This is a genomic window from Serratia sp. BFP-2025 (assembly GCF_050880365.1).
In the GTDB taxonomy this organism is placed as follows: Bacteria; Pseudomonadota; Gammaproteobacteria; order Enterobacterales; family Enterobacteriaceae; genus Serratia; species Serratia surfactantfaciens.
On the sequence record NZ_JBPAFV010000005.1, the window covers coordinates 32,027 to 45,300 of the forward strand.

At 61.5% G+C, this 13,274-nt stretch carries 13 protein-coding genes; 2 read left to right on the top strand and 11 right to left on the bottom strand.

Features of this window, described 5'->3' with window-relative positions; all coding sequences use genetic code 11:
• Window positions 1-205 precede the first annotated feature (205 nt).
• Window positions 206-1,045, bottom strand: a complete 840-nt coding sequence (gene fkpA, locus ACRAWE_RS22280; protein WP_019456123.1) for an FKBP-type peptidyl-prolyl cis-trans isomerase — start codon at window positions 1,043-1,045, stop codon at window positions 206-208.
• Between the two features lie 356 nt (window positions 1,046-1,401).
• Here fkpA and ACRAWE_RS22285 point away from each other — a divergent pair, with 356 nt between their 5' ends.
• Window positions 1,402-1,629, top strand: coding sequence for a protein SlyX (locus tag ACRAWE_RS22285; RefSeq protein WP_019456124.1), 228 nt, complete (start codon window positions 1,402-1,404; stop codon window positions 1,627-1,629).
• 15 nt (window positions 1,630-1,644) lie between these two features.
• Here ACRAWE_RS22285 and ACRAWE_RS22290 read toward each other — a convergent pair whose 3' ends face one another.
• The 7 genes from ACRAWE_RS22290 to kefG form a co-directional block, all read right to left on the bottom strand.
• A complete protein-coding gene (locus ACRAWE_RS22290) occupies window positions 1,645-2,817 on the bottom strand; it encodes a MalY/PatB family protein (RefSeq protein WP_432525898.1) in 1,173 nt (390 codons plus the stop codon).
• A gap of 1 nt (window position 2,818) precedes the next feature.
• Window positions 2,819-4,258 (bottom strand): Na+/H+ antiporter NhaC, encoded by a 1,440-nt coding sequence (gene nhaC, locus ACRAWE_RS22295; protein ID WP_063918411.1) that lies wholly within the window; start codon window positions 4,256-4,258, stop codon window positions 2,819-2,821.
• Window positions 4,259-4,380: 122 nt separating this feature from the next.
• Window positions 4,381-5,409, bottom strand: a complete 1,029-nt coding sequence (locus tag ACRAWE_RS22300) for a LacI family DNA-binding transcriptional regulator (RefSeq protein ID WP_019456127.1) — start codon at window positions 5,407-5,409, stop codon at window positions 4,381-4,383.
• Between the two features lie 92 nt (window positions 5,410-5,501).
• Entirely contained in the window at window positions 5,502-6,089 is a 588-nt protein-coding gene (gene slyD / locus ACRAWE_RS22305) for a peptidylprolyl isomerase (RefSeq protein WP_004930407.1), read from the bottom strand.
• A gap of 112 nt (window positions 6,090-6,201) precedes the next feature.
• Window positions 6,202-6,405: a YheV family putative zinc ribbon protein gene (locus ACRAWE_RS22310; RefSeq protein WP_015379274.1), complete on the bottom strand. Its 204-nt coding sequence runs from the start codon at window positions 6,403-6,405 to the stop codon at window positions 6,202-6,204.
• Between the two features lie 14 nt (window positions 6,406-6,419).
• Window positions 6,420-8,228: a glutathione-regulated potassium-efflux system protein KefB gene (kefB, locus tag ACRAWE_RS22315; protein WP_019456128.1), complete on the bottom strand. Its 1,809-nt coding sequence runs from the start codon at window positions 8,226-8,228 to the stop codon at window positions 6,420-6,422.
• Between the two features lie 2 nt (window positions 8,229-8,230).
• Window positions 8,231-8,782, bottom strand: coding sequence for a glutathione-regulated potassium-efflux system ancillary protein KefG (kefG, locus tag ACRAWE_RS22320; RefSeq protein WP_025159909.1), 552 nt, complete (start codon window positions 8,780-8,782; stop codon window positions 8,231-8,233).
• A gap of 129 nt (window positions 8,783-8,911) precedes the next feature.
• On the opposite strand from kefG, the gene ACRAWE_RS22325 reads away from it, so the two are divergent.
• A complete protein-coding gene (locus ACRAWE_RS22325; RefSeq protein WP_019456130.1) occupies window positions 8,912-10,825 on the top strand; it encodes an ABC transporter ATP-binding protein in 1,914 nt (637 codons plus the stop codon).
• A 3-nt stretch (window positions 10,826-10,828) separates the two neighbouring features.
• On the opposite strand, the gene tauD is transcribed toward ACRAWE_RS22325, so the two are convergent.
• From tauD to tauB, 3 genes are read right to left on the bottom strand one after another with little or no spacing between them, the layout of a single operon-like run.
• The gene (tauD, locus tag ACRAWE_RS22330) at window positions 10,829-11,677 is read right to left on the bottom strand and encodes a taurine dioxygenase (RefSeq protein WP_063918410.1); all 849 of its coding nucleotides are present in this window, start codon (window positions 11,675-11,677) and stop codon (window positions 10,829-10,831) included.
• Window positions 11,674-12,510 carry a taurine ABC transporter permease TauC gene (gene tauC / locus ACRAWE_RS22335; RefSeq protein ID WP_019456132.1) on the bottom strand — a complete coding sequence of 279 codons (837 nt, stop codon included), beginning with the start codon at window positions 12,508-12,510 and terminating at the stop codon, window positions 11,674-11,676. Before tauC ends, tauD begins: the two co-directional genes overlap by 4 nt.
• Window positions 12,507-13,274: a taurine ABC transporter ATP-binding subunit gene (gene tauB / locus ACRAWE_RS22340; RefSeq protein WP_019456133.1), complete on the bottom strand. Its 768-nt coding sequence runs from the start codon at window positions 13,272-13,274 to the stop codon at window positions 12,507-12,509. Before tauB ends, tauC begins: the two co-directional genes overlap by 4 nt.

A 13,274-nucleotide genomic window follows, 5' to 3' on the forward strand; every position in this document is an offset into this window, starting at 1 on the left:
CCTAAGGGGCAGACGCATGACTGATAAGTCAGAATTATTAGTCTAGCAAAGCGGCCGGAGCAAAGTCCTTGCGTTTGCGCGTGGTATTGACGTTAAGCCCGATGCCCGGCAGGCGTCAAGCGTTCAATGGAGAGAGAGGCGGCGGCGGCCGAAATGAAAACCGCCGCGGAGGGCATCCGCGGCGGTGGCAAACAGAGCGACGAGATTATTTCGCTTTGGCGCCTGCTTTCGCGTCAGCCGGTTTCTCGGCTTTAGCGTCGGCTTTCGGCGCCGCTTTCACGTCCAGCAGCTCAACGTCGAACACCAGCGTGGAGTTAGCCGGGATGCCCGGAACGCCGGTTTTGCCGTAGGCCAGCGCCGGTGGGATCACCAGCTTGATTTTGCCGCCTTTCTTGATGTGCTTCAGACCTTCGGTCCAGCCTGGGATCACGCCGTCCAGACGGAACGACAGCGGCTCGCCGCGGGTGTAGGAATTATCGAACTCGGTGCCGTCGGTCAGGGTGCCTTTGTAGTTCACCACTACGGTGTCGCTGTCTTTCGGCGCTTCACCTGCGCCCGGCTTCTCTACCTGGTACAGCAGACCGGATTCGGTTTTCTTCACGCCTTTTTCTTTGGCGAAGCTGTCACGGTACTTGGCGCCTTTGGTTTCGTTGTCCTTGGCGTCCTGTTCCATCTTCGCCTGAGCGGAAGCCTTCACGCGCGCTTCGAAGCCCTGCAGGGTCTTCTCGATATCGGCGTCGTTCAGCTTGCTCTTGTTGGCGAACGCGTCCTGGACGCCGGCGATCAGCTGATCTTTGTCCAGCTTGATGCCCAGCTTCTCTTGCTCTTTCAGAGAGTTGTCCATGTAACGGCCGAGAGAGGCGCCCAGTGCGTAAGCCGCTTGCTCGTCGTCGTTTTTGAACTTGCCGGTGCTTGGCGCTGCTGCCGCGTCCGCTGGTTTAGCGGCTTCTGCCGGTTTGGCGGCATCGGCTGCCATGACCTGGGTCGCATTCAGAGCAAAAGCCATGGTGGTTGCCAGAAGCGTGACTTTAAACAAAGATTTCATCCATTTCTCCAGTGTCTGAAGCAATGCCCCAAACAATCATTAGGTAAGATAACCGGGCTACTATAGCTGCCTGAAACAAAACAAAACAGTCGCACAGGTAACCAATCGAGTCAAAGTGTGACTCCCACTTTGCCAAGAAGTTTCCCATCCCGCGCTACTCACATGATAAATCAGATTTTTCTTGCAGAATATTCGGCGAGGTTAGCAAAAAACGGCATATCGAGCGCATAACTTTTCAGCACTTTACACTGCCGATCGCAACGTTGCGCGCCGACCAGAGAAATAGCGCGAGCAAACCCGGCGCCAGCTGTTACCATAGCGCCGAATCAGGATTTTATCGCGTCAGAGGTAGCCTCATGCACAATCACGACATTCAAGGTCTGCTACAGCGGCTTGAAGAACTGGAAAGCCGTCAGGCCTTTCAAGAGCTCACCATCGAAGAGCTCAACCAAACGGTCATTCAGCATCAAATGGAAATGCTGAAGATGCGCGAACACCTGCGCATGTTGACCGACAAGCTGCGTTCGACCCAAACCTCGATGATCGCCTCGCAATCGGAAGAAACGCCTCCACCGCACTATTGATAGCCCGCCATGCGCTCATTTCAGGCGCGCCAGCCCGGCGACGGCGCGCTCGAGATACTGGCGCGGGCATCCCAAATTGATGCGAATGAAGCCGCTCCCCTGCGGGCCGAAACCGCAGCCCATCGACGGTGCCAGCTTCGCCTCCTCCACCAGCGCTCGCTGCAATTCCACATCGCTCAAACCCAGAGCGCGGCAATCCAGCCAGGCGAGATAGGTTCCTTCGGCCCGGGTCAAGGTGCACCAGGGGGCGGCGGCCGCGAGCGCCTGCGCAAACCAGCGCCGATTTTCCGCCAGATAGCCGAGCAGCTCGTCAAGCCAAACCGCGCCACGTTGATAAGCCGCAGTCGCCGCCACCATCGACAGCGCGTTGAACACATCAAGGCCGTGAGCGTTCAGTCGATCAACAAACGCCTGCCGCAGCCGGGCGTTGGGGATCAGGAAATTCGAAATGCGCAGCGAGGAGAGGCCAAAGGTTTTGCTGGCGGACGTCGCCACAATCACCCTTTCGCGATAGTCCTCGTTCAGATGCAATACCGAGGTAAACGTCTCGCCGGGCAGCAGCAGGTCGGCCCAGATTTCATCGGAGATCACCGTGACGTCGTGGGCGTGACAAAGCGCCATTAACCGCTCCAGCTCATCGCGGGTCCAGCAACGGCCGGTCGGATTGTGCGGATTACACAACAGCAGCAGCGGCGGCTTACGCTGCGCCAGGCAGGCGGCCAGCCGGTCAAAATCTATCCGGTATCCCAGCGGGGTTTCCTGCAGCGGATTTTCAAGCACTTCTCGGCCGTTCATGGTGATTATCTTGGCGAACGAGCCATAGTACGGCCCCTGCACCACCACGCCGTCCCCCGGCTGGCTGAGCAGTTGGATCAGCATCGCCAACCCGGGCACCACCCCTTCAACCGAGGTGAACCACTCGCGCCGCAGCGGTAAATCGTGCCGCCTGGCGAACCAGTCGATCGCCGCCTGGTAGTAGGCGTCGTCGCGCTCGCTGTAGCCAAAGACGCCGTGTTCCACCCGCTGATGCAGCGCCTGCTGCACCTCCGGCGGGCACGGAAAGTCGAAATCGGACACCCACATCGGCAGCAGCTCGCTGCCGTCCAGTTGCAAATAGCGGTCGATGAAGTCCCACTTCACGGAGCCGGTGTTGTGACGGTCGATAATGGCGCTGAAATTAGTCGTCATGTCAGGCTTCCTTACGCTGCAAATCGTTCTGAGGCTGGAGTTTGGCGATACCGAAGCCGGTGAAGCCATAAATCAGGGCGAACACCACCGCGGCATAACATTGAATCGCCCACGGCAGCAAATCGAGCGTGCTCACTCCCAGCGTGGTCGCCATGTAGATGCCGGCGGCCGTCCACGGGATCAGCGGTTCAATGACGGTGCCCGCGTCCTCGACGGTGCGCGACAGGTTTTTATTGTCCAGCCCCATGCGACGATAGGCCCCTTTGAACAGCTCCGCCGGGATCAGCAGCGCCAGCTTGCCGTCGCTGGTCGCACCGGTCACCAGGATGGTGGTGGCAACGGTAGCGGCGATCAGTTGACCGGTGGTGTGCACCACTTTCAGCAGTCGGCTGATGATCACCGTCAGCGCGCCGGTCAGCGTCAACGCGCCGGCGAAGGAGAAGGCGCAGAACACCAGCAGGATCGTGCTCATCATCGAGAACATGCCGCCACGGTTAAGCAGGCGCGGCACGTCGGCGACGATCCCCTCGACGTTGTGGCCCTGGGCGGCGAACATCGACAGATTGAAACCGTCCATCAACGCATTCAGCCCCTGCTGCAGGCTAAAGCCCTGCAGCGCGACGCCGATGGCGATCGCCAGCGCGCAGGCGGCCAGCATGACGGGGATCACCGGCCGTTTGGTCACCGCGCCCCACAGCACCAGCACCGGCGGCAGGATCAGCAGCAGATTGAAATGGTACAGCCCCTCGAGCGCGCTGACGATTTCGGTCACTTTTTCCGGCGTAGCCACGCTGGCCACCGCGCCGGTGTGCCCGGCGATCAGGTACACCACGGCGGCCAGGATGAAGCTCGGCAACGTCGTGTACATCAGATGCTGGATATGGCTGTAGAGATCGGTATCCGCGACGATGGCCGCGAAGTTCGTCGAGTCGGACAGCGGCGAGATTTTGTCGCCGAAGTAAGCGCCGGACACCACCGCCCCAGCTGCGGCGGCCAGCGGCACGTCCAGACCTGCGGCCACGCCCATCAGCGCCACGCCCACGGTGCCGGCCGCTCCCCAGGAGGTGCCGGTGCATACCGAGATCACGCTGGTGATGAAGAACGCGGCGATCAGAATATATTGCGGGCTGATCAGCTTCAGCCCCCAATACACCATGTAAGGGATAGTGCCGCTGATCATCCAGGTGCCGATCAGGCCGCCCACGCAGATCAGGATCATGATCACCGGCATGGCCTTCGCCAGTTTGGCCACGATGGCCTCGATGATGTCGTCCCAGCGGTAGCCTTGCCACCAGGCCAACGCGGCGGCGATAGCGGCGGACACCAGCAGCAGCGGTTCAATGCGCAGGCCAAACTGGCCATAGCCGATGATGAGCAGCAACAGCATGGCCACAATCGGCAGCGTCGCCAACCCAAGGTTGAGCGTTTTCTTATTATCCATATACGGCTCCTGTTGAAGATGGGGTACTGCAACAGCGTAATGGCTTCGATCACCGGAGGATGTGAGCGCAGACAACTGCCCATGTAATCGGTTTCATGCAATAAAATTGTGTGAGCCGCCTCTCATTCACCGCGCTTGCTTTGCTCATGCGGCTCGCCCGCAGCCACGGAGTCTCGCAGGATAAGTTCGGCCGAAAAGCGGTTGTTCTGCGGCGCAACGCCGCTGCCGCTGTGGATCTGTAGCGCCAGGCGCGCGGCGCGGCGGGCCATTTTTTCGATGGGGTAATGCACGGTGGTCAACGAGGGGTGGAGATATTTCGCCAGGGCAATGTCGTCAAAGCCGACGATCGACAGCGCCTCAGGCAGCTGAATTTGCCGTTGGTGGCAGGTGCGCATCATGCCGGCGGCCATCACGTCGTTGAACGTCACCGCCGCGGTAAAGCGTTGATCGCTGCCCAAAACGCGCTCGGCCGCCAGTTCGCCCCCTCTTTCGTTGAAGGGCACGCTGATGATCCAAGCACCCGGCACCTCAATGCCGGCGGCCGCCATGGCCTGGCGGTAACCCGTTAACCGCTGTGCGCGATCGTCGATCGGCAGATCCGCCGTCACGCAGGCAATTCTTCGATGCCCCTGACGAATAAGCAATTCGGTCGCCGCCTGCGCCGCATTGGCGTTGTCGAGCCAGATGCAACGGTTGGCGATGGCGGGCAGGTAGCGGTTGATCAGCACCAGCGCGGGCGTGTGAGCAGCGTAACGCAGCAGTTCGTCCTCCCTCATGCGCGTGACGTGTGCCACGATGGCCTCACATCCCTGGTTGATGAGAAAGTCGAGGCCGCTTTTTTCCAGCTCCGCCTGATGTCCGCCGCTGCACAGCATCAGGCGCACGCCGGCCTGCCGCGTGATGTCTTCCACGCCTCGCGCCAGGCGCGAGAAAAACGGATCGTCGAGGTTGCCGGTCAGCAGCCCCAGCATATTGCCGCTTCTTTTCGCCAACGCCAGCGCGGCGGCGTTACGGTGGTAGTTAAACTCGCGCATCGCCTTCTCGACACGCTCGCGGGTCACCGGCTCAACATAGGCGGTATTATTGATCACCCGGCTGACGGTGGCCGTGGAAACGCCGGCGCGGCGCGCAACGTCTTTCATGGTGGCCATGACATGTCCTGTCGTGCTGTTCGGCGCCCGGTGCGCCGCGCATAAAAAAGGGCAGCCGATGGCCGCCCTCTTGTCTCGTGATCGCGTTCTGCTTAGTGGCAGCCGCAACCGCCGTTACCGCAACCGCCTTTACCGTGGTCGTGACCATGGTCGTGATCGTGGCTGTGGCCGTGACCGCCGCAGCAGCCTTCACCGTGTTCGTGGTGATGGTCGTGCTCGCCGTGTACGTGACCGTGTGCCAGTTCTTCTGCGGTCGCTTCGCGGATCGCGACAACTTCCACGTTGAAGTTCAGGTTTTGGCCGGCCAGCATGTGGTTGCCGTCAACCACAACGTGGTCGCCATCAACTTCGGTGATTTCAACCGGTACCGGACCCTGATCGGTGTCAGCCAGGAAACGCATGCCGACCTGCAGTTCGTCAACGCCCATGAAGACGTCTTTCGGTACGCGCTGCACCAGGTTTTCGTCGTAGTTGCCGTACGCGTCGTTCGCGCCGACGTGAACGTCAAAACGATCGCCAACGTCGTGGCCTTCGAGTGCTTTTTCCAGACCTGCGATCAGAGAACCATGCCCGTGCAGATAGTCCAGCGGTGCGCTCACCGGAGACTCATCAACCAAAACACCGTCTTCTGTACGTACTTGGTAAGCCAGGCTGACCACCAAGTCTTTTGCTACTTTCATGATATCTCCTACCGTTGGCTACTAGGACGCACACCGTTATCGGGATGCGCGCCTTTTCCGGACAGATTGTAACGGAAATCTGTCGCGCTGTACCCTCCGGGATAAAAAAACGCTACTTCGGCTGGAAAATGCCGATCACCTGCTCTTGCGGGCGAACGTGTTTTTCTACCTGTTGTTCGGTCTGGCGCTGATGATGGCCGCACTTGACGCACTCCACCACTTCCACCTGATCCTCCCGCCACACCGCCAGCGTATCCATGGCGCTACAGCTCGGGCACACCGCCCCGGCGATAAATCTCTTACGTGTTGCAGACATCGTTATGCTCCCGCTTATTCATATTCATCCCAGCCGTCGAACTGGCGACTTTCTTTTTGCATTTCGCGATGGAACAGCTCTTCCAACTCGCGCCGCGCCTCTTTCACGCGGGAAATTTGCGCCACGTCGCCCTGATGCGGCGGCATCAGTTCACGCAGCATGCGCATATCCAGGCGGCGGAAATGCTGCTGGGCGCGGAAGGCCTGATGCGGGTGCATGCCCAACTCCATCAGCGCCTTGCGCCCCAGTTCCAGCGCGCTGGAGAAGGTCTCGCGGCTGAACTGTTTCACCCCCGCCTGCAGCAACTCATGCGCCTCCACGCGGCCGCGCGCACGCGCCAGAATGCTCAGGTTCGGGAAGTGCTGCTGGCACAGCCGCACGATCTCCATGGTGTCTTCCGGCTCATTGCAGGTGATCACGATCGACTTGGCCTTCTCGGCGCCCGCCGCGCGCAACAGCTCCAGCTCGGTGGCGTCGCCGTAATAAACCTTGTAGCCGTAGCGCCGCAGTACGCCAACGGCGCTGACGTCGCGCTCCAGTACGGTAATGCGCATCTTGTTGGCCATCAGCAGGCGGCCGATCACCTGGCCGAAACGCCCGAAGCCGACGATGATCACCTGCGGATCGTCGTCTTCCACGTACGGCGTTTCCTCATCCTCGTCCTTGGCGTTGTAGCGGCGCGCCAAAATGCGGTCGATGGCCTGCATCAGCAGCGGCGTGGTCATCATCGACAGCGTCACCACCACCAGCAGTAAAGAGAGTTGATCCGGCTGCAGCACCTTTTGGGCGCCCGCCGCAGAAAACAACACGAAGGCGAACTCACCGCCCTGGCTGAGCACGCCGGCGAACTGCAGGCGCACCGAGCTGCGCAGGCCGAACAGGCGCGACACGCCGTAGAGCACGCCGGATTTGACCGCCACCAGCGCCAGCACGCCGATCAACACTTCGGCCAGGTGGGTGTAGAGCACGCCGATATTCAACACCATACCCACCGAGATAAAGAATAACCCCAGCAGCAGCCCTTTAAACGGCTCGATGGAAATTTCCAACTCGTGGCGGTATTCGCTCTCCGCCAGCAGCACGCCGGCGATGAAGGTGCCGAGCGCCATCGACAGGCCGAGCGTCTCCATAAACAGCGCCGAGCCGAGCACCAACAACAGCGCCGCGGCGGTGAAGATTTCGCGCACGCCGGAAGCGGCGATATAGCGGAACAGCGGCCGCAGCAGGAAGCGGCCGCCGATCAGCATGCCGCCGAACGCCGCCACCTTGAGCGCGATTTTCGCCCAATCGTCGCTGGTGCCGCCCGCGCCGGCCAGAATCGGGATCAACGCCAGCGCCGGGATCACCGCCATATCCTGGAACAGCAGCACCGAGAAGCCGAGCTGCCCCCCTTCGTTGCGGTTCATGCCCTTCTCGCGCATCAGCTGCAGCGCCATCGCGGTGGAGGACATCGCCAGACCGACGCCGCCGATCACCGCCGCCTGCCAGGCAAAGTGCGTCAGGTACAGCAACGCGCCCAGCACCGCCGCGGTGATCAACACCTGGCCGGCGCCGGCGCCGAAGATCGAGCGCCGCAGTTCCCACAGCTTGCTGGGGTTCAGCTCCAGGCCGATGATGAACATCAGGAACACCACGCCCAGTTCGGAGAAGTGCAGGATCTCGTCAACGTCGCGAATGAAGCCCAATCCCCATGGGCCGATGGCGATGCCGGCGATCAGATAGCCCAGCACCGCGCCGATCCCCAGGCGACGAGCGATCGGCACCGTCACCACCGCGGCGAACAGGAACAGTAAAATGGCGGTCAGTAAGGTTGATCCTTCCATGCTCACCGCCCTCCGTGCGGCAGCGGGTGGCTCAGCCACTCGCCGTAGGCGTCCGCATGGCTGCGCAGCACCTCCGGCTTCTGCCGCCGCGCCCAATACACCACGAACGGCGTCAACCAGTGCATATGGCACATTCCGGCGGTCAACTCGAACGGCCGCAGGATATCTTCCATCGGATAATGGTTATAACCGCCGGTGCGATAGGCGCCTTCCGGCTCGCCGGTGGTGATCACCGAGCGCCAGTATTTGCCCGCCAACGCATTGCCGCCCACCCCGCTGGCGAAGCCGCGCGACAAGACCCGATCCAGCCACTCCTTCAGCAGCGCCGGGCAGCTGTAGGTATAGAGAGGATGCTGAAACACGATGACCTGATGCTCACGCAGCAGCTGTTGTTCGTGATGGATATCGATAAAAAAATCAGGATAGTGCGCGTAAAGATCGTGCACGGTGACATGTTCCAACTGCTGCGCCGGTCGAAGCAAAACCCGGTTCGCCACCGAGTCATGGGATTCCGGATGGGCATACAGCAGCAAGACCTTGGGCGGCTGCGACATCATTCCCCTCCAAAGCGTCGTCAGGGTAGCGGTTTTCCGTTACCATGCATCGCAAAGACAAAAACAGCGCGCGGTGCGCGTTCTGTTACCTTAATGATAATTTAACATACTCTGAACATACGGCGCTTTATGATTGTATTCTCCTCGCTACAAATCCGACGCGGCATTCGCGTCCTGCTGGACAACGCCACGGCGACGGTTAATCCCGGTCAGAAGGTCGGCCTGGTGGGCAAAAACGGCTGCGGCAAATCCACGCTGCTGTCGCTGCTGAAGGGCGAGATCGCGGCGGACGGCGGCAGTTTCACCTTCCCCGGCAACTGGGCGCTGGCTTGGGTCAACCAGGAGACGCCGGCGCTGGACGTGCCGGCGATCGAGTATGTTATCGACGGCGACCGCGAGTTTCGCCAGCTTGAAGCCGAACTGCAGGCGGCCAACGACCGCAACGACGGCCACGCCATCGCCACCCTGCACGGCAAGCTGGACGCCATCGACGCCTGGACCATCCGTTCCCGCGCCGCCAGTCTGCTGCACGGCCTCGGCTTCTCCAACGAACAGCTGCAAAGCCCGGTACGCGACTTCTCTGGCGGCTGGCGCATGCGCCTTAACCTGGCACAGGCGCTGGTGTGCCGTTCGGATCTGCTGCTGCTCGACGAACCGACCAACCACCTGGATCTCGACGCGGTGATCTGGCTGGAGCGCTGGCTGAAAAGCTATCCCGGCACGCTGGTGCTGATCTCACACGACCGCGACTTCCTCGATCCGATCGTCGACAAGATCCTGCATATCGAACAGCAGACGATGAACGAGTACACCGGTAACTATTCTTCGTTCGAACGCCAGCGCGCCACCAAACTGGCGCAGCAGCAGTCGCTGTATCAGCACCAGCAAGAGAAAGTGGCGCACCTGCAAAGCTATATCGACCGTTTCCGCGCGCAGGCCACCAAGGCCAAGCAGGCGCAGAGCCGTATCAAGATGCTGGAGCGCATGGAGCTGATCGCTCCGGCGCACGTCGACAATCCGTTCACCTTCAGCTTCCGTCCGCCGGAAAGCCTGCCGAACCCGCTGCTGCGCATGGAAAAGGTCAGCGCCGGCTATGGCGAGAAAGTGATCCTGAAGTCAATCAAGCTGAACCTGGTGCCCGGATCGCGCATCGGTCTGCTCGGCCGCAACGGCGCCGGTAAATCGACGCTGATCAAACTGCTGGCCGGCACCCTGGAACCGCTGAGCGGCGAGATCGGCCTGGCGAAAGGCATCAAGCTGGGTTACTTCGCCCAGCACCAGCTGGAATTCCTGCGCGCCGACGAATCGCCGCTGCAACATCTGAGCCGCATCGCCCCAAGGGTGCTGGAGCAACAGTTGCGCGACTATCTGGGCGGTTTCGGCTTCCAGGGCGACAAGGTCAGCGAAATGACCGAACGGTTCTCCGGCGGCGAGAAGGCGCGGCTGGTGCTGGCGCTGATCGTCTGGCAGCGCCCGAACCTGCTGCTGCTCGATGAACCGACCAACCACCTGGATCTCGACATGCGCCAGGCGCTGACCGAGGCGCTGATCGATTTCGAAGGCGCGTTGGTGGTGGTATCGCACGACCGTCATCTACTGCGCTCCACCACCGACGATCTGTATCTGGTGCACGACGGCCAGGTCGAGCCTTTCGAGGGCGACCTCGACGACTACCAGCAGTGGCTGATCGATCTGCAGCGTCAGGAAAGCCAGCAGGACGCACCGGAAAAAGAGAGCGGTGGCAACAGCGCACAGGCGCGCAAGGATCAAAAACGCCGCGAGGCGGAATTCCGCACCCAGACCCAACCGCTGCGCAAGCAGATCGCCAAACTGGAACAGCAGATGGAAAAACTGGGCGCCGAACTGGCGGCGGTGGAAGAGCAGTTGGCGGACTCCGCACTGTACGACATCAGCCGCAAGGCCGAGCTGACCGACTGCCTGCAAAAGCAAAGCCAGGCCAAATCCGCGCTGGAAGAGACGGAAATGACCTGGCTGGATGCGCAGGAACAGCTGGAGCAGCTAACGCAGGCGTTCGACGCCTAAGCCTCAGGCCTTGTAAAAAGGTTTATCCCCCAGAATGGTCGCGCGGTGCATGATGCGCCGCTGCGGCAGATAATCCGCGTTGGCGTAGTGTTGCGTCACGCGGTTATCCCAGATCGCCACGTCATTCTCCTGCCAGCGCCAGCGCACCTGAAACTCCGGTTTGGTGATGTGAGCAAACAGGAAATTCAGTAAAGCGTCACTCTCCTTCGGCGCCAGATCGACGATCCGCGTAGTGAATCCTTCATTGACGAACAGCGCCTGCCGGCCGCTGACCGGGTGGGTGCGCACCACCGGATGCAGCAGCGGCGGGTTTTTCTGCACCGCCTGTTGCCAGCGCTGATGTTCCTCGTCACTGCCGCGATGCTTGTGCTCCGGGAACGACTTGGTGAAGTCATGCTCCGCGCGCAGCCCCGCCAACAGCGTTCTGAACGGCGTCGACAGCGCCTCGTAGGCGGCGATGCCGCTGGCCCACAGCGTATCGCCACCGGTGGAAGGCAAGGTCTTGGCCGCCAGGATCGCTCCCAGCGGCGGGTTCTCGATAAAGGTCACGTCGGTGTGCCAGTTATCGTTGTCCGGCGGGTTGTCGTCGTGGGTATCGAGCACGATGATCTCTTCCACGTCGGTGGCGTGCGGATAGACCGGATGAATATGCAGATCGCCGAAGCGGCCGGCCAGATCGCGCTGCTGCAGCGGCGTGATCGGCTGATTGCGGAAGAACAGCACCTGATGCTTCAGCAGCGCATGATAGAGCTGTTCAAACTGGCCGTCACCCAGCGGCCGGGCTAATTCGACGTTTTCCACCAGCGCCCCGATGTAAGGCCCCAGCGGGGTGATATTCAGACGTTCATTCATTGCTGTACTCCATGCCACGGGGTCAATCGACGCTGCAGGGCGCGCAGCCCCAGCTCCAGACCAAAAGCAATCACCGCAATCACGCCGATGCCGGCCAACACTACGTCGGTCGCCAGAAACTCACCGGCGGATTGCACCATAAATCCCAGGCCGCGCGTGGCGGCGATCAGTTCGGCGGCCACCAGCGTCGACCAGCCGACGCCCAGCCCGATGCGAATGCCGGTCAGGATCTCCGGCAGCGCGCTCGGCAACACCACGAAACGCAGCACCTGCCAGCGCGTAGCGCCCAACGCGCGGGCGGCGCGCACCCGCACCTGCGCCACGCTGCGCACACCGGCCACGGCGGAGAGCGTCACCGGTGCGAAGATAGCCAGATAAATCAGCAAGATCTTCGAGGTTTCGCCGATGCCGAACCAAATCACCATCAGCGGCAGATAGGCCAGCGGCGGCACCGGACGATAGATCTCAATCAGCGGATCGAGGATGCCGCGCACCGTGTCGTTCAGCCCCATGGCGATGCCCACCGGAATGCCGACGATCACCGCCGCCAACAGCGCCACCAAAATGCGTCCCAGGCTGGCCGCCAGATGCTGCCACAGCGTGGCGTCCATAAAGCCCTGCGGGCTGGCGATGGTGATCAGCTGGTGCAGCACCTGCTGCGGCGCCGGCAAAAACAGCGGGCTGATCAGCTGCAGCGCCGTCACGCCCCACCAGACGATCAATACCGTCAATAGCGTGGCGCCGCTCAGCCAAACGTTGCGCGGTACGCTGAAACGGCGTACCGGCTTGTCCTGCGGCTGCGCCGCGGCCTTCAGAGTGGAATGCAGGCTCATAGCAAGGCCTCGCGCTGTTGGAAAACTTTGCCCAGCACGTATTCGCGCTGCGCGATAAATTCAGGATCGGACTTAATCGCGCGGCAGGCTTCGCCGTCGGCATAGCGTTGGCCGAAGTTCAGCGACAGCCGCTCCACCACCTGCCCCGGCCCCGGCGACAGCAGCAGCAGCTCGCTGGCGAGGAACACCGCCTCTTCGATATCGTGGGTAATCAGCAGCACCTGCTTGCCGGTGTCGCGCCAGATGGTCAGCAACAGCTCCTGCATCTGCTCGCGGGTGAACGCGTCCAGCGCGCCGAACGGCTCGTCCAGCAACAGCAGGCGCGGATCGGCGGCCAGGGCGCGGGCGATGCCGACGCGTTGGCGCATGCCGCCGGAAAGCTGCCAGATAAAATGCCGTTCGTAACCGGCCAGCCCCACGCGCTGCAGCATCTGCTCTGCTACCTGGCGACGCTGCGCCTTGCCGACGCCGGCCAACTGCAGGCCAAATTCGACGTTGTCCACCACGTTGCGCCACGGCAGTAAGCCCTCATGCTGGAACACCACGCCCCGCTCGGCGCTCGGGCCGTGAACGGGCGTTCCATCCAGCGTGATGCTGCCAGCTGAAGGCTCGATAAACCCGGCGATCAAATTCAGCAGCGTGGTCTTGCCGCAGCCCGACGGGCCGAGCACCACCACCAGTTGCCCGGCGGCGATCTGGAACGACACGTCGCGCAGCGCCGGCCGCCCCTGATACTCTGCTGAAAGATGATTGACGTTTAGCAT